At 63.4% G+C, this 16819-nt stretch carries 16 protein-coding genes; 12 read left to right on the top strand and 4 right to left on the bottom strand.

Annotation, left to right across the window (positions count from 1 at the left end; all coding sequences use genetic code 11):
• Positions 1–26 precede the first annotated feature (26 nt).
• Complete coding sequence (gshA, locus tag AC1DZE_RS14520) at positions 27–1619, bottom strand: glutamate--cysteine ligase (RefSeq protein ID WP_477671507.1); 1593 nt, start codon at positions 1617–1619, stop codon at positions 27–29.
• Positions 1620–1976: 357 nt separating this feature from the next.
• On the opposite strand from gshA, the gene AC1DZE_RS14525 reads away from it, so the two are divergent.
• Together AC1DZE_RS14525 and AC1DZE_RS14530 are read left to right on the top strand one after the other, a co-directional pair.
• On the top strand, positions 1977–2714 hold the full coding sequence (locus tag AC1DZE_RS14525) for a hypothetical protein (RefSeq protein WP_477700226.1): 738 nt from the start codon (positions 1977–1979) through the stop codon (positions 2712–2714).
• A gap of 63 nt (positions 2715–2777) precedes the next feature.
• Positions 2778–4067, top strand: a complete 1290-nt coding sequence (locus AC1DZE_RS14530) for an MFS transporter (RefSeq protein ID WP_477671505.1) — start codon at positions 2778–2780, stop codon at positions 4065–4067.
• Between the two features lie 92 nt (positions 4068–4159).
• Here the strand turns inward: AC1DZE_RS14530 and AC1DZE_RS14535 are convergent, their stop codons facing one another.
• Positions 4160–4822, bottom strand: a complete 663-nt coding sequence (locus AC1DZE_RS14535) for an alpha/beta hydrolase (protein ID WP_477673659.1) — start codon at positions 4820–4822, stop codon at positions 4160–4162.
• Positions 4823–5100: 278 nt separating this feature from the next.
• Between AC1DZE_RS14535 and AC1DZE_RS14540 the strand changes: the two genes are divergently transcribed.
• The 8 genes from AC1DZE_RS14540 to AC1DZE_RS14575 all read left to right on the top strand — a co-directional run bounded on the left by AC1DZE_RS14540 (position 5101) and on the right by AC1DZE_RS14575 (position 11376).
• A complete protein-coding gene (locus AC1DZE_RS14540) occupies positions 5101–5550 on the top strand; it encodes a carboxypeptidase-like regulatory domain-containing protein (RefSeq protein ID WP_477673658.1) in 450 nt (149 codons plus the stop codon).
• 45 nt (positions 5551–5595) lie between these two features.
• A complete protein-coding gene (gene petA / locus AC1DZE_RS14545) occupies positions 5596–6213 on the top strand; it encodes a ubiquinol-cytochrome c reductase iron-sulfur subunit (protein ID WP_477673657.1) in 618 nt (205 codons plus the stop codon).
• Between the two features lie 78 nt (positions 6214–6291).
• Positions 6292–6528: a hypothetical protein gene (locus tag AC1DZE_RS14550; RefSeq protein ID WP_477671501.1), complete on the top strand. Its 237-nt coding sequence runs from the start codon at positions 6292–6294 to the stop codon at positions 6526–6528.
• 128 nt (positions 6529–6656) lie between these two features.
• Entirely contained in the window at positions 6657–7547 is an 891-nt protein-coding gene (locus AC1DZE_RS14555) for a PhzF family phenazine biosynthesis protein (protein ID WP_477700227.1), read from the top strand.
• A 93-nt stretch (positions 7548–7640) separates the two neighbouring features.
• Positions 7641–8114: a DUF4864 domain-containing protein gene (locus AC1DZE_RS14560; RefSeq protein ID WP_477671499.1), complete on the top strand. Its 474-nt coding sequence runs from the start codon at positions 7641–7643 to the stop codon at positions 8112–8114.
• Positions 8115–8334: 220 nt separating this feature from the next.
• Positions 8335–9384, top strand: a complete 1050-nt coding sequence (locus AC1DZE_RS14565) for a class I SAM-dependent methyltransferase (RefSeq protein WP_477671498.1) — start codon at positions 8335–8337, stop codon at positions 9382–9384.
• Positions 9385–9531: 147 nt separating this feature from the next.
• Positions 9532–10230, top strand: coding sequence for a hypothetical protein (locus AC1DZE_RS14570; protein WP_477700228.1), 699 nt, complete (start codon positions 9532–9534; stop codon positions 10228–10230).
• Positions 10231–10854: 624 nt separating this feature from the next.
• Positions 10855–11376 (top strand): hypothetical protein, encoded by a 522-nt coding sequence (locus AC1DZE_RS14575; RefSeq protein WP_457279177.1) that lies wholly within the window; start codon positions 10855–10857, stop codon positions 11374–11376.
• 63 nt (positions 11377–11439) lie between these two features.
• On the opposite strand, the gene AC1DZE_RS14580 is transcribed toward AC1DZE_RS14575, so the two are convergent.
• On the bottom strand, positions 11440–11949 hold the full coding sequence (locus tag AC1DZE_RS14580) for a DUF1993 domain-containing protein (protein ID WP_477648880.1): 510 nt from the start codon (positions 11947–11949) through the stop codon (positions 11440–11442).
• Between the two features lie 179 nt (positions 11950–12128).
• Here AC1DZE_RS14580 and argE point away from each other — a divergent pair, with 179 nt between their 5' ends.
• Positions 12129–13355, top strand: coding sequence for an acetylornithine deacetylase (gene argE, locus AC1DZE_RS14585; RefSeq protein ID WP_477673374.1), 1227 nt, complete (start codon positions 12129–12131; stop codon positions 13353–13355).
• Between the two features lie 48 nt (positions 13356–13403).
• Positions 13404–14363: a tripartite tricarboxylate transporter substrate binding protein gene (locus AC1DZE_RS14590; protein ID WP_457279180.1), complete on the top strand. Its 960-nt coding sequence runs from the start codon at positions 13404–13406 to the stop codon at positions 14361–14363.
• A 21-nt stretch (positions 14364–14384) separates the two neighbouring features.
• On the opposite strand, the gene AC1DZE_RS14595 is transcribed toward AC1DZE_RS14590, so the two are convergent.
• A complete protein-coding gene (locus AC1DZE_RS14595; protein WP_477700229.1) occupies positions 14385–16814 on the bottom strand; it encodes a cellulase family glycosylhydrolase in 2430 nt (809 codons plus the stop codon).
• Positions 16815–16819 lie beyond the last annotated feature (5 nt).

The following is a 16819-nucleotide window of genomic DNA, read 5'->3' on the forward strand; positions in this document are numbered from 1 at the left end:
AACCTATTTCTCAAGGGGAGAGGGGGCTACACGAAGTGAGCCCCAACAGGGGTGTGCTCAGATTCGCGCCCCGGCATGCCCAGGCGCTCAGCCGAAACGTACTGCTGACGGTACTGCTCAAACGGCATGGTGTCCGCGGCTTCAATCTTCTTTTGTTCCTGGACGGAGGCCTCGGTCAGTGCGGCGAAGTGTGCCAGCTGGCCGGCCGACAACGGCTGCGCCTGCAGGATGCCTTGCGTCTTTTCAGACTGCGCGCGTGTGAACCGGATGAAGGAGTTCTCATGGCGGTCGGCCATGGCGGCCAGCACACGGGCCGAAGGCAAGGTGGAGGGGTCCAGCAAAGCGGCGCTGGCCAATGTCAGGGCGTCGCTGTATTGCGAGCCGCCATGCGTGGCGTCGAGCGCCGCCGCGATAGGCGCGCATTGGCCCACCACCTCCGCACCCCAGGCCGTCAGCGTGATCTCATGGCCGCCTCGCTTGAGTTTCAGGCCGGGCTCTCGCCCGCGCGCCGCCGTCTGGTGCTGGTTATGCTTGAGCTCGGCGATTTCCTGGGGCGTGTCGTTCGGGCTGTCGCTGAGCAGGCAGTGCAGCAGGAACACATCGAGGAAACGCATGGTCTGCGCATTGATGCCGACGGACTCGAAAGGGTCCAGGTCCATCAGCCGCACTTCGATGTATTCGACGCCGCGCTCGCGCAGCGCATGCAGCGGCCGTTCGCCGGGAAAGATCACGCGCTTGGGGCGAATGGTGCCGTAGAACTCGTTTTCAATCTGCAGCAGCGTGGTGGCCAGCTGGTTGTAGTCGCCGCCGGGGTTGCGGATGCCCACTGCCTCATAGGCCGGGTAGGGCCGGGTCAGCGCGTCCTGCAGCGAAGCGCCGTAGCCGTCGAGGCTGTTGTAGCTCACGGCAAGCGATGCCTGCGCGTCGCTCTGGTAGCCCAGGCGGCCCATGCGCAGCGAAGTGCCGTAAGGCATGTACATGGTGCTGTCGCTCAGGGTTTGCAGCTCGTGCTGGCGCCCTTCCACAAACGTGGAACACACCGCGGGCGAGGCGCCAAACAGGTACAGCAGCAAAAACGCCTGGCGGCGGAAGTTGCGGATCAGCGCGAAGTATTCCTTGCTGCTCACCCCGGGCAGGGACCAGTTGTAGTGAATGCCCGAAATGGTTTGCATGCGCCGGCCGTAACGGTGCGACAGGCCCATGCGGTAAACGCTCTTGGCGCGCCCGACATTGGACGAACCGAAGCGGGCGATGGGAATGGTTTCGTCGGTCGGCAGGCCGCAAGGCATGCTGGACACCCAGAGCATTTCGTCGCCCAGATCTTTCATGGTGCGGTAGGTGAACTGGTGCAGCTCCGTCAGTTCCTGAAGCGTGGCTTCAGGGCTGGGGTGGGCGCCGGTGACCAGCTCAACCTGCGATTCGCTGAAGTCCGTGGTGATGCCCGGATGCGTGAGGGCCGAGCCCAGGGCCGCGGGATGCGGCGTGAGGGCCAAGCCGCCGCCGGGTTTGGCGCGCAGGCTTTCCTTCTCGACACCGCGGCGCATGCCCTTGAGCCGGGCCGGGGTGAGCGCTTTCAGGCGGTCCTGTAGCGCGCCCGCAGGCGCCTGCAACTTGGTCATATCGTCATTCCCCCAGAATCTTGAATTGGCGTGGAAGTTATCACAGCACGGCGCTTTGCGCTGGCGCATCCGGGCTTGCCAGCACAGCCCGGGTGGGGTCTGGCTCGGGGCCCGTGCAGGCCGGCCGGATTTAAGCCATACACCGCATTTTCCGGGCAGAAATCCACAGTTTGGCGCCCGGGATGTGGAAAGCGAGCGACGCCGGAGCGCCAGGGTGCAGAACTCCCTTGACTTGTCAGACAAGCTGGACGACGATAAAAAACATTCCGTAACACGGCTGTTTTACCCTTCAATTTCCGCCAAACTAAACGGTTTTGCGGTCTTTTAGCCTGAGGCAGCGTAGAGCTTGATCAAAAAATGAAAAAACTGCTAGCCAGCCTTTTCGGCGGTTCAACCCCCGCAGCGTCGCCCAAACGCACGGGCACGTCCAGCCGGGACAACCCGCTCACCATCGAGGACGGCTCGGACAACGCCACGCGCCGCCACCTGGTGCAGGTGTTGCTGCGCGATGCCATGCGTAAATACGGTATTCCCTTGCCCTGGATCGATTGCCAGATGCTGCTGGTGTCCAGCCGCAGCCGCGGCCCTGGCATGTATGTACGCCTCGTTGTGCGGCATTGGGACGACCGTCTGATGAAGTACGCTTTCGCCTTCCAGAACGCCCTGATGGAAGAAATCACGCGCTTTGAACCCGGGGCGGCCCAATGGCTGCACGGCATTTCCTGGCAACTGGAAGTGGCGGAGACCTGCCCCAACCCGACCATGCCCGACAAGTCATATTGGGCCGATCCCGTCCGGCCGCCTGCCGGCGCATCGGTTCGCCCGCCACGCAGCGCGCCCCTGACTTCCCTGGCCCCTCTTCCCGCGGCGGCAACAGCCTCTGCAGCGCCCGTACCAGCCGCCCCCGTTGTAGCCGCCAGCCTGCCGGCCCAGCCCGCAGCACCGGTGGCACGGCCGGCCCCGGTCTCCGCAGCTGACGCAGACGCCATGAAAGACCTGGAACGCCTTTTCCGCATCCGCGACCAGGAACTGGGCCAGCCAAGCGACAGCAATTCCGCCGTCGGTTACGAAGCCACGCGCCCTTCCCCGCTGTAACGCGCCAGCTCCGGCCGGGCCATCAACAGCGCAGCGGGGCAGCTGCTGGTGTACGCTTGCCTGATGAGCCCTCCCGTCACGCCCCCAAGCCCCGCAACCGCCGCGCAAGACTCCTCCCTCCTCATCGACTCACGCTACGCCGTGATGCGGCTCATGGTCACGCTGGCGCTGATGACCGTCGGCGCCTGCGGCATGTATGTGGTGGCCGTGGTGCTGCCCGCAGTGCAGGCTGAATTCAGCGTGACGCGGGCCGATGCCTCCCTGCCGTATACCGCGCTCATGATCGGCTTCGGTGTTGGCGGCGTTCTGATGGGGCGGCTGGCCGACCGCTTTGGCGTCATGGTTCCCTTGCTGGTTGGCGCAGTGGGACTGGGCCTGGGTTTTGCCCTGGCCGCCATGGCCGGCAACATTTGGATGTTCTCGCTGGCCCACGGCCTGCTGATCGGCTTTCTCGGCTCTGCCGCCACCTTTGCGCCGCTGCTGGCCGACACCTCGCTCTGGTTTGTACGGCGCCGCGGTTTTGCCGTGGCGGTGTGCGCCAGTGGCAACTACCTGGGCGGCGCGATCTGGCCGCCCATCGTTCAGCATTTTGTCGAGGCCGTGGGCTGGCGCCAGACCTATCTGTGGCTCGGCCTTTTCAGCTTCGTCACCATGACGGCGCTGGCCCTGCTGATGCGCAAGCGCCCGCCGGTGGCCGTGGCGTCCGCGGTAGGCAACAGCGGTATCGCCGCCACCACCAGCAGCATGCCTTTCGGCCTGACGCCGGGCTCGGCGCAAATGCTGCTGTGCGTGGCCAGCGTGGCCTGCTGCGTGGCCATGGCCATGCCGCAAGTGCACATCGTGTCGTACTGCACCGACCTGGGCTACGGCGCGGCGCGCGGCGCTGAAATGCTGTCGCTCATGCTGGCCTGCGGTGTGGTGAGCCGCTTGGTGTCGGGCGCGATCTGCGACCGTATCGGCGGGCTGCGCACGCTGATGCTGGGCTCGGTGCTGCAAGGCATCGCGCTGCTGCTGTTTTTGCCCTTTGACGGACTGGTATCGCTTTACGTCATCGCCGCGCTGTTCGGCCTGTTCCAGGGCGGCCTCGTACCGGCTTACGCCATCATCGTGCGCGAATACTTCGAGCCCGCCGAGGCCGGCGCGCGCGTGGGCACGGTGATCATGGCATCCTTGCTGGGCATGGCGCTGGGCGGCTGGATGTCAGGCAAGGTGTTTGACCTCACCGGTTCCTACCACGCCGCATTCCTCAACGGCATCGCGTGGAACCTGCTGAACTTCAGCATCGCGTTTTTCCTGCTGTGGCGCGTGCGGCGGATGGCGCGGACGGCCGTGACGAAAACAGCGGCGGCCTGAACAACGTCCTGGTCTTGCCCGGATCGCTATTCTTTTAATAGCTGCTTGCGCCCGTTTTGTAAGGGCTACAGCCAGTTTTACTTAAAATCCCGTCAGGCCAGAACCCGGCGCAACCACTGCTCCAGGTCGGTGATTTCCTGCGGGCACACCGAGTGTTCCATCATGTACTCGTGCCACTCGACCGTGTAGCCCATGGCGCTGAGCGCATCGCGCGTGGCGGTGGCGCGCGGCAGCACCACCACACCGTCGCGCGTGCCATGCGCCAGAAAAATGGGTACATCCTGGTTGGCGGCGCTGCGCTCGGCGGCTGTTTTGTCGGCCAGCGGCAGGTAACCCGACAGGCCCGCAATGCCGGCCAGCCGTTCCCCGTGGCGCAGGCCCGTCATGAGCGCCATGGCACAGCCCTGCGAAAAGCCCGCCACCACGATGCGGCTGGCAGGGATGCCGCGCGACTTTTCCCGGGCGATCAATGCCTCGATGTCGCCCTGCGACTTGCGCAACCCGGCCTCATCCTGCCGGCTCACCAGGTCGGCGCCCAGCAGGTCGTACCAGGCCGGCATGACGTAGCCGCCGTTGATGGTGACCGGAATGCTGGGCGCACTCGGAAACAGGAAACGCACATCTCCCACGCTGGACAGGTCCATCTGTTCGGCAATCGGCAGGAAGTCCCGGCCGTCGGCCCCGAGGCCGTGCATGATGAGAACGGTGGCGACGGGCTTGTCGCCCGTCTGGGCTTCAATGACTTCGAGGGGCATGGGGTGACGGGTCCAGGTGGTTGAGGAAGCAGATGACGATTGAATGCCGCGGGCTTGAAGCTGCAAGGCACACCAGCCGGGATTTTAAGACCGGCCTAAGCTGACCCGCGAACAATGGTTTCCGGCAGCGCTGAACACCTGGCGCACAAAGCCTGCTACGGTGTGATGACAAGGCAGCTGGCCAGGCCTTCGCGCAGATCGGCAGGCCGCATGAACACAGTGTCAGGCAGCACACTGCGCCGATTTGCTGCCCATCGTTGCAGAAGGAGCATGCTGAAATGAAAACCCTGACCCACAAGGCCGCCTCGGCCGTCCTCGGTGCGCTGATGGCGGGTGGCGCGCTGGCCCAGGCAAGCGCCCCCTTGCCGCCGGTGCGCACCAGCGGCCCGGTTGAATACCTGAGCGGCGGCATCGGCGCCGACGAATCCGCAGCGATCCGCAATGCCAGCGGGCAGTGGCCGCTGACACTCGAATTTGCCATCAAGGACAAGCAGCGTGCCGACTTCGCGGCCGACGTGAAGGTGCGGGTGCTCGATGCCCGGGGAAATGAAGTGCTTCAGGCCACGTCGGAAGGCCCCTTCCTGCTGGCCCGGCTGGCACCGGGCAGTTATGCCGTGGAGGCGACGCTCGCCGGCCAGACCCAGCGCAGGAAGGTGGACTTGAAGGCAGGCAAACCCTCCAGAGAGGTGTTCCTCTGGGGCGCGGGCGCCGATAAAACCGGGCCGTAAGCACACCGGGACTGCCTGCCTTCATCGAATTTTTCAAGTCAAATCATGCATAACGTCACCGAACTGATCCACGCGATAGACGACGGGACCCTGCCGGACGCCGAGCGGCGACGCCTGCTGGCGGCAGCAACCGGCATCGCTGCCGGCGCCGGCCTGCTGGCTGCGGCCTACCCCTTCGCCGCCAGCCTTGCACCCTCTGAAGTGGCGCGCGCCCAGGGCGGCCCGGTGCTTGTCGATATTTCCGCACTGGCGACAGGCGAGCTGCGCACTGTCGCCTGGCGCGGAAAACCGGTCTGGTTGATGCGCCGCAGCGAGGAGATGGTGCGCGCGCTGCAGCAGCCCAATCCGGCATTGGCGGACCCGCAGTCCAGGCGATCCGAACAACCGAAATCGTGCGCCAACGCGACCCGCTCCGAGCGCCCCGAAATCCTGGTGGCGGTGGGGGTGTGCACACACCTGGGCTGCTCACCGACCCTGCGCCTGGACGACAGCGCGCTGAATGCCGAGCTTCATGCGCCCGGTGGATTTTTTTGCCCCTGCCACGGCTCCCGGTTTGATCTTGCCGGCCGCGTGGTGAAGAACGTACCGGCGCCGACCAACCTGGACATCCCGGAATACCAATTCATCGACGCCACCAAGCTGCAAATCGGCCAGACAAGCTAGTGTCACTGCGGCTTGTGCCACAGCAGAGGCTTTGCTAGCATCTGGCGTCAGCATTTTCTGACGCAGGTTGGAGATCACATGAAGCTCATCATTGCCGCCGTCGCCCTGGCCACTTCGTCCCTGGCGTTTGCCCATAACTGCCCCAACGAGATGAAGGCGATTGACGCCAAGCTCTCCACCAACCCCAAGCTCTCGCCCGCCGACATGACCAAAGTGAAAGAGCTTCGCGCCGATGGCGAAAAGTTTCACAAGGAAGGCAAGCACGACGACTCCATGAAAGCGCTGGGCAGCGCGAAGAAGCTGCTCGGGATTTAAACCGCACAGGCGATCCCGCGGTGCAAGGCCGCTGGTCGCCCAAACAGAAAAGAGAAACGGCAGTCCGCACGCCGGGATGCCGCCGCAATGACCTGCACCGCGATAATTCCCCGCAGGAGAATTGCCACATGACAGCGATGACAACCATGCCGCCCTTGTCGGGGCTGCAGTACTACCAGGTGGACGTGTTCACCCACGAAGCGCTGGCCGGCAACGGCCTTTCGGTGTTCCTGCCTGAAAGCCCCTTGCCGGCGCGCCAGATGCAGCGCCTGACCATCGAGATGCGGCAGTTCGAGAGCATTTTCCTCACGCCTGACGGTCCCGGGAACCGCTTCGAAGCACGCATTTTCACGATGGAAGAAGAGCTTGACTTCGCCGGCCACCCCCTGCTGGGCGCAGCAGGTTTGCTGCATCACCTGCATGCGGGGCATCACCCTTCTGCCGGCTGGACGCTGATGCTCGGCACACGGGCAGTTGCCATCAGCACCACACGCAAAAAAGGCGCACCGGGCACTTACGACGCCAGCATGAACCAGGGCGTGGCCCGCTTCGAGGCTGCCCTCAGTCACGCTGACAGCCTGCCATTTCTCGCGGCATTCGGGCTGGGCCCGGCGCAGCTGGACGTGCGTTTTCCGCTGCAGGTGGTGTCTACCGGCCTGCCCTATCTGCTGGTGCCCGTGGTCGGCGGCCTGGAGCGCGCAAAAATTGTGCACCCTGACTTTGAGGCGCTGCTGGCCACCGTGGGCGCCAAATTCGCCTATGTGCTGGACGTGTCGGCGCGCGAAGGTCGCACCTGGGACAACGCCGGGCTGGTGGAAGACATTGCCACCGGAAGCGCCGCCGGGCCGGCAGGCGCCTACCTGCTGCGCCACGGCGCGGCGAAGGTGGACGAAGTCATCACGCTCAAGCAGGGGCGTTTTGCCGGGCGCCCCAGCCGCATCACGGTAGAGGCCAATGCAGCCGGTGAGATGCTTGTCAGCGGCGGCGTCGTGGTGCTGGCGCACGGCCGGCTGATTTGAGGGGAGGCATCCGTTGGCGCGCCACTTGCGTACCTTCAACACCGTCAACATCTTTAGCAACTGTGGCCATCGAATCCAGGAAAGATTAGCTTTATGACTGCCCGCCTGATCCGTTTGAACCGTGTGCTGAACTGCATGGCCGGCCTGCTCGCTGCCGGCAGCGCGGCGCTGTTGCTGGTATGCACGGCAGTGCCGGCAAGTGCAGCGCCCTTTACCGCGGCTGACGAGAAGACGGTGCGCACCGTGGTGCAGGCCCAGTTGGCGGCCTTCGCAAAGGATGACGCAGCCAAGGCGTTTTCTTTTGCGGCCCCCAATGTGCAGAAGGCCGTCGGAACACCCCAGGGGTTCATGGCGATGGTGCGCCGCGATTACCCGGTGGTGTACCGCCCTGCATCGGTCGCCTTTCTGAAACCCGACGGCAAGAACGACCAGGTGATCCAGCGGGTGCAAATGGCCGATGCCAGCGGTGTTTCGTGGCTGGCGGTTTACAGCCTCGAACGGCAAAGCAACAAAGCGTGGCGCATCACCGGGTGCGTGGTGGTCGAAAACAAGGGCCGCATGGCGTAGTGCGCCAGTCTGCGGCGCCTGCTGCTAACGGTTTTCCCAGAGGCGGGAGCCGGCCCGGGAACAGACATCATTGCCGTAGCACGCATTGAAACGCCACGCCAACCGGGCGCGTATGCGGCAAAGAGCACCGATACGTGGTTTACAGAGGGTTACCCGCTCCTGCACGCTGGCGGCTAAGGTGTTTGGTGCTGCTGCGTTTGCGGCATTCCGGACTCAACCCATGAACATGCCCGCCACCTCACTTGAATTCCCGCGCCTGCCGGGGGATCCGGCTTCGCCGTCGCTCAGGGAAAATCTGCAGGCGCCACGCCATGCACAGCAGCGTCAGGGTGCCACGCAGCCGCGTGAATCAGCCCTGAAAATCAGGACGCGGTGTCCCGGTTGCCTGTCGGCTTCCCTCTCGGTGGTTTACGAGGAACCGTACGCCGGCGCGGGCGTTCAGGCCTATCTTGCAAGGCACTATGAAGGCCACGCGTCAAGGACTGCCGACGCGGGCGTTTATGCGCTGGCACGCTGCAACAGTTGCAGCCTGGTCTTTCAGCAACAGGTGCCCGACGACCCCTTGCTGGGCGAGATCTACAACGACTGGGTTCCCGGCACCGAGCTGGACCGCGAGCACAGAAATTACAGCCTGGACGAATACCGCTACCTGGCCGAGCAGGTCCAGTTCATCATTCAATACTTCGGGCTCCCGCCGGGGGAACTGGACGCGCTTGACTTCGGCTTCGGCTGGGCGCACTGGTCGAAGATGGCCATGGGATTTGGCTGCAATGTATGGGGTGTGGAGCTTTCCGAAGAACGCGCCCGCCACGGCAAATCCGTAGGGCTGCGGGTTGTCGGCCTGGCCGACCTGCCGGCCAGGAGGTTCAGGTTCATCAATACGGAGCAGGTCTTTGAACACCTGACGGAACCCAGGCTGGTGCTCGAGAAACTGCGCGATGCCCTGTCAGGAGACGGGGTCATCAAGATCAGCGTTCCCAACGCGGCTGCCGCGCTGAAAAAAATCAGCCAGGGGAAAGATTTCGGCGCGCTGTCGCCCGACGACCAGATGCCCATTGCCCCGCTCGAACACATCAACGCGTTCAGCCATGAATCGCTCGTCGCCTTCGGAAAAGAGTTTGGCCTGAAACCGCTGCGCCCCAAACTCTATCGGCTGTACAACAGCGCCTCGGGCCTGCTTCAGCCCAAAAATCTGGCGCGGGTCATTGCCCGGCCTGTCTACCGGCATATTTTTCCGGGCACCACATTCATCTATTTTGTGCGCGCCTAGCGCTGCGGCTTCATTTTTGGCGGACCTGGCCGTAGGACGGCGCCGGAAGACGGCCGAGCAGTGCCGCACGGCCTTTAAGATAAAAAAAGCCGCACCGCATGTCGCGGTCCGGCCTGCTTCAGGTTGATTCAGAAAGCGAGGCACCCCATGCTGATCAAAAAAACCATCACCATCGCCGCAATGGCCACTGCCATGTTTCTGGCCGGCGGTCTTGTCATTGCCGCACAAACAACAGACGCCGGTGTGAGCACCACGGCCGGGAATCCGGAAGGCGCAAGGCTGGCGAGCCGCTACAGCGCATTTGCCGGCTCACCCCAAAACGCCGAGTCACTGGTTGAGGGGCTGCGCACGGGCACACCGATCTCGCTGAGCCCCAGCCCGACCGGACCCAACGCCACCGCGCCAGCCGCAAGCCTTTCGCCGGCCACCGGAAAAATGGGTTACGGCAACATCAATATTGCCCTTGCGCTGGCCAAGACTTCGCTGGCCAAACAAGGCATCACCAGCCCTACGCCTTCACAGCTCTCGGCCACACTGGGCGGCTTGCTGTCCCAGAAGGCCGACGGCATTGGCTGGGGCCAGATTGCCAACAGCATGGGCGTGAAACTGGGCGCCGTCGTGAGCGCTTCGCATACCTCCAAAAGTGGCAAGAAAGCCAATGACAGCGTCCATGCCGTTCATGCCAGCAATGTCGCCACGGCTCACGCCTCCAGCAAAGGCCTGGGCGCCGGAAAAGAGTCCGGTAAAAGCGGCAGCAACGGCAATGGCGGCCAGGGTGGAGGCAATGGAGGCGGCCACGGCGGTGGTAATGGCGGAGGCAACGGTGGCGGAAATGGTGGAAAGTAACGCGCGCATCTGTTCAACCGCGTGCCGCTAAACCACAAGCACCTGCGCAAGGCAGCTGCATCGCTATCGATTTAATAGCTGCTTGCGCTCGCCCTGTCTGGCCTGCGGGCTCTTTTCCCGTAAGAACAGCAGCAACCCCCTCAACGTTTGCCCAATGTTCGCGCAGGCCGGGGCGCATGCCAGATGGGCCCGATGCGGGCCCCCGCTTTCGCGTCACTGAAGTCCAGTTGCGCGGGCATCGCGCCATGCTGGATTCGCGTCATGCCAACACCTTTCTTCGCTGGCCAAAATCATCAATCTGTTACATCAAGAAACATTTAGCAGGAATTGACGTTTGCCAGGTGCAAATCCAGTGCAGGCTTCCCGGCGCTGCCAGCGTCTTCGAGTAAAAATCCCAACCACGGCCAGTTCTCGCCTGTAGCGTCCACGTTGAATACTCACGAAGCACATCATTTTGGCCGCGTTTTCATGAAAAAATTCCGCTTTTAAAGAGCCCTCGGCTTGACTTGCGGACGCCAGTCGTCGACATTGTTAACACTTTGTAACACGCGGTGTTAGCCAAAGACAGAGCGCAAAAATACCTCTTGTCAGACAGCTGGCGCCACAACGCGATGCGGGCACCTTATGAAACTTCAACAGCTCTTTGGACTGAAAAGCCAGCCAAAAACGGCCTCAAGCGCCACCCACCCCGAATCGGAAGTCTCTGTCCCCGGCGACGAACACTCCACCATTGGCGTGCGGCAGCAGCTCATTCAGGTGCTGTTGCGGGACACCGCCCGGCGGGCGGGCATTCCGTCGAACTGGCTGGACTGCCAGATGTTGCTGACCGCCAACCCCACACGCGGCGAAGGCATGTACCTGCGCATCATCATGAAGCAGTGGGACCTGCGCCTGCTGACCTACGCGGCGGCTTTCCAGAAAGTATTGATGGCGGACATCATGCGTTTTGAGCCGCGCGCCAGTGACTGGCTCCACGGCATTTCATGGCAGCTTGACGGCGGCGACAGCTGCCCCCATCAGGAAATGCCCGACCCCACCATCTGGATGCAAAGCCCCACCCGGCCGCGCAGCGGCTATGCGCCACGCGCGCCCGTGGAACCGGCTGCGCCCGGAGCGCCCGCGCTGGCACAAAGCCCGGCGCACTAGGCGCACCACCAGGCGCCACCAGGGCCAGGCAGCAGGCACCCATCCCGGGTGCCGGCGACAGGCTCAATACGAGCCGATGTAATCTTTTTTGCCGACTTCCACGCCGTTGTGGCGGAGGATGGCGTATGCCGTGGTGGTGTGAAAAAAGAAATGCGGCAGGCCGTAATTCAGCAAATAGGACTGGCCGGTAAAACGCTTTTCCTTGGGCGTGCCGGCTTGCGTGACGATCTCCCGCGTGGCGGCCTCATCAAATTTCGCCACGTCCAGGCCTTCAACGAAGGCAAGGATGGTGTCAATACGCGCCTGCAGTTCGGCAAACGTCGTTTCCTTGTCTTCGATCTTCGGCACTTCCACACCGGCCAGCCGGGCCGACACGCTCTTGGCGAAATCGCTGGCCACTTGCACCTGACGCAGCAAGGGGAACATGTCAGGGAAAAGACGGGCCTGCAGCAAGGCATTCGGGTCGATGTTTTTGGCGGAAGCGTGGGCTTCGGCCTTGGCCAGGACGCCCTTGAGGCCACCCAGCATCTGCTTGAAAACGGGGATGGACGTGGTGTAGATGCTGCTGGTCATGAAATGCTTTCGGTAAAGGAATGGAGATAGCCTGCCGCGCCCTGCACGCGGCGCCCTGCATTCTCGCCGGATTGCGGCCGGAATGCGCGCAGCCCGCCAATGGCCTTTGAGGACGGCGAAGGCCTTCGCAAAATAGTATGCTGTCATACCAATTTCCGCCCTCCCCAAAAGGCCCCACCATGAACGCCCCTCTCCCCGCCGCCACCCGCCAGTCCGTGCAGGCCGCCGACCTCGCCGCCCTGCCGCTGATAGAAAAATGGGTGTCCTTTGCCTCCGTCTCGCGCGACAGCAACCTGCCCCTTCTTGACTGGACGCAGGCACGGCTTGAGGCACTGGGCATTGAATGCCGGCGCACTTATGACGACAGCGGCAAGAAAGCCAACCTGTGGGCCACCCTGCCTGCCGAAAACGGCGAAACCAAGGTGGGCGGCATCGTGCTGTCGGGCCATACCGACGTGGTGCCGGTGGACGGCCAGCCCTGGGACACCGACCCGTTCGCAGCGCAAATTATTGGCGGCAAGCTCTACGGCCGCGGCGTGACCGACATGAAAAGCTATGGCGCCACCGCGCTCATGATGGTGCCCGAACTGCTCAAGCGCAAACTCAAGCGCCCGGTTCACCTGGCCTTCAGCTATGACGAGGAAGTCGGCTGCATCGGCGTGCGCCGCCTGATTGCCGACATGGTGGAGCAGGGTTACAAGCCTGCGGGCTGCATTGTGGGCGAACCCACCGGCATGCAGGTGGTGATTGCGCACAAGGGCAAGCATGCCTACAAGACGTCGGTGCGCGGTTTTGAAGCGCATTCATCGCTCACGCCGCTGGGCGTGAACGCGGTGGAGATCGCCTGCGAATTTGTGGCCCACCTCAAGACCATGCACAGGCGACTGGTCAAGGAAGGCCCGTTTGACCCGATCTACGACGTGCCGCATACCACCATCCACACCGGGGTGATTGCCGGCGGCACCGCGCTCAACATCATCCCGCGCGACTGCGATGTGACCTGGGAGATCCGCCACCATCACATGAATTCGCCCGATGCACTGTTCAACGAAGCCAGAGCTTTTGCCGACAGCCTGGTGCCGGCCATGCAGGCGGTGGCGGCTGACACCGGCATCACCCACAAACTCAATTCGGTGCTGCCCGGTTTTGCGACGGAAGCCGACAGCGAAATCGCCCAGTTGTGCTTCAGGTGCGCGGATGTAGATGCCAACTCGGGCGCCGGCAAGGTTTCCTTTGGCACGGAAGCTGCGTTGTTCCACCAGGCCGGTGTGCCGACCATCGTGTGCGGCCCCGGCCATATCGCGCAGGCACACCAGCCGAACGAATGGGTCACGCTGGAGCAACTGGCCTGGTGCGAGCGCTTCATGCGCCGCCTGGCCGACGAGCTCTGCATAAATCCGTCGTGAGCCCGTCCTGAACTGACCACTGCACCCCTACCTCACCCGAAAGAACACATGATGCAACGCAGAGATTTCCTGGGCACCAGCCTGGCACTGACCGCAGGCAGCGCACTGGCGCAGGCCAACCCCAAAATCGCGCGCATCGTGGTGCCTTTTGCACCGGGCGGCGTGCAGGACATCCTGGCCCGGTCCATCTCCACCGAGCTCGGCCTTGCACTGGGCCAAACCGTGATTGTGGAAAACCGTCCCGGCGCGGGCGGCACCGTGGGCACGGGTTATGTCGCCAAGTCCCCGCCCGACAGCGGTGCGATGGTGCTGGCGGCCGCCAGCCACAACATCGCCGGTACGCTCTACACCAAACTCGCCTACGACCCGCAAAAAGACTTTACGCCCATGGCGCATATCGGCACGGCCGACTACGTGCTGATGATCCACCCCGAGGTGCCCGCCAAAACCGCGGCCGAATACATCCGCTACGCCAAGGCCAACCCGGGCAAGATGAACTACGCGACGGCAGGCGTTGGCAGCGCCACGCATCTTTCCATGGCGTATTTCAACGGCCTGGCCGGCATCGACGTGGTGCATGTGCCGCTCAAAGCCACGGGCGAAGCCATCAATGAAGTGATCTCGGGCCGTGCACAGGCCGTGATTGCCGCCAGCATTGGTGCGCTGGCTTTCGCCAAGGACAGCCGCATCCGGTTGATCGGCGTGACCTCACCCAAGCGTTCCAGATACCTGCCCGAAGTCCCCACCATCGCCGAAAGCGGCTTGCCGGGCTACCAGTTTGACTCGTGGTTTGGCCTGCTGGGCCCTGCCGGCACACCCGCAGCCGACGTCAACCGTGTCAACGCGGCCATCGCGAAACTGCTCAAGGACCCCGTCATCCTTGAGCGCCTGGACAAGCAGGGCATCGAGCCCCTGGCCCTGAGCAACGCCGACTTTGCCAAGCTGCTGGCAGTGGACTACAAGCGCATGGCCGAGGTCGTGAAGGCCTCGGGTGCCAAGGTCGAATAGCGCCAGCACTTCGCCGCCGGCCTATGGCAGCGTGACGCCGGCCACGGAGGCCAGGTATTTTTCCAGCACGGCCAGCTCGGGCACGGTGGGGGCGCCTTTGCCCGCGATGACGGCGTAAATGTGTCCCCTGAAACTGCCGCGCGGATAGTAGCTGAGATAACCCCAGCCGATCAGCATCTGGCTGCACACACCCGGCGCCAGCGTGGCACTGGCGGTGCCCGCCTGCACCGAATTGATACGCAGCCTCTGCGCACCGGGTGCAGAGGTGAGCGCCATCACGGCAGGCACACCCGCTGGGAGTTTCGTGGCGCTGGTCAGCTGCACGGTCTGCCCCGCCGAGTCCACCCATTTGGCATACGGCTGGCTGTTGGTGAAACCCAGGTCCGAGGTGTAGAGCGTCTCGGTCTTTGAGGCCTGGAAAACCACGCCGGTATTGATTGCCCCCGGAACACTGACCGCGGCAAGGGCGAAATGGGGATCTTCAATGTTGTAGGGCACGCGGTTTTTCGGATTGGGCTGGATGCCGGCCATTGGCACTGATTTTTTGCACCAGAAGCCCGCCGTGTCGTAAACACTGTGGTCCGAATACTTTTTGCCGCCAGCGTTGACGCGCATCACCGGCGGCGCCATCGTGCCCATGTTGGGGCCGTCCCTGTTGATCCAGTTGATCATCTCCATGGCATTGCCGGGGCTGGAGCCGTAACCCGAATCCGACACCGCGCGCACCGCCTGCCCGGCCGCGGCGGGCGCACCCAGCAGGTAGTCGGTGTAGCCGTGGGTCATGTCCCATTTGCAGGCGTTGTATTTCGCGATGATGGCCAGCGCGGCATCGGCCAGGCTGGTAGCAGCGTAGGCCACCGGATCGGTCAGCGAGAACACCTTGCGCGGCGGCGGCACCTGGCCCGACAGCTGGCCGCCGCTGGTATAGGTCAGCGTAGCCACCCGATTGGCTGCCGGCGTGAAGGTAAAGGTGTCCTGGCCGTTGGCCCCCGCAGGAATGACAAGGCTGGACTTGCTCAGCGTGCCTCCGTTGTTGGAGGCCACGGTCAACGTCACGGGTTGTGCCAGATTGCCGCGGGCATAAACCGTGAACGTCAGCGGCGCGCCGGCGGGTGAATAGCCAGGACCGTCGTCGTACACGGTGGCCTGCACAATACCCACCGCAGCCTTCATCGGCCCCGAGACCAGCGGCTCGAGCGTGCGGTTCTGGTGCCAGCCCGGCACATGGTTGATGGCGTAGTTGTGGATGGGCCAGTGGTTGCCGCCCATCCAGCTATAGACCTCGCAGTTGACCTGGCGCGCATAGTTGACGGCCTGGGCAAACATGGTTTGCCACCGCGTGTCGTCAATCGGCATGCCGATCTCGGTGAGCGCCAGCTTCGCGCCCCGGGCCTGTACCCAGTCGGCCGCAATCTTCAGGCGGTCCATGCCCGTGGAAGCCTTGATAGGGCCGACACCAAAACCCGCGCTGTAGTTCTTGGCGACTTCCGTGTCGTAATCGAAAGAGGCACCGTTGCCGAAGGCATCAAGGTAGACGTGGACTTCATACACGAGGTTGGCGCCTGTGACCGGGAAGCCCGGGTTCTTGGTGCCCAGCGATATGGCCGCGCTGTACTGGTTGCCGCCCACATAAATGGGGTTGATGGGGTCTATGGCCCGGATCGCATTGATGGCAGCCTGCGAATACGCCGCCATGATCGCCAGGTCTTCACCACCCTTCACGGTTTCTTCATCCGAGGCGATAAGGCCACCCGGCTTGGGCAGGTCGTGCGGTTCGTTCATGAGGCCATAGCCGCCGAAGCCGGGGTGGCTCTTCCACTTCGTGGCGGCACGCGCCCAGAAATCCGCAAACTGGGACTGCTTGAGCGTGGCGCCTGCGGTCAGCGAAAAAATCCTCACCTGCACCTGGCTTGCATCGGTGGTGTAGGGCCGCAGCAGCGGGTCGGACGGCACCGTCAGGCCGAGTACGGATCCGTCGGCCTGAAATTTGAAATCCTGGTAGCGCCCGTAGTTATGGTTGTCGATGATGCACTTCATACCCGCCGCCGCATGGGCGTCCAGCACACCGGTGATATAGGCTTCATACGCAGCATGAAAGACACCCGGATTGCCGATCGCCGCTTTGGCCGCAGCGTTGGCCACTGTGTCATGCAGCATGGGCTGCAGCAGCTCCCATTGAATGGGCAGCCTGTTTTTGGTGAAGCCGCAGGCGGCGAGATAATCCACGTCGGCCTTGCGCGGCACGGTGAAATGGATGTTGGTTGCAGAACTCGTGTTGCGCCGCAAGCCGGTTTTTGCCCATTCCATGCCGGAAAGATTGGTCCCCATCGCTGGCGAGCCGGCCGCAGCAAGAGGCGCTGCGGCCTGGGCAAGCCGGGCCGTCATGAAAGGCCCAAAGGCGGCCAACGCGCCCGCCGCCACGGCGGCCTGTGAAAATTCACGTCTATGCATCGGGG

Source organism: Polaromonas sp. P1_F1 (assembly GCF_056405795.1).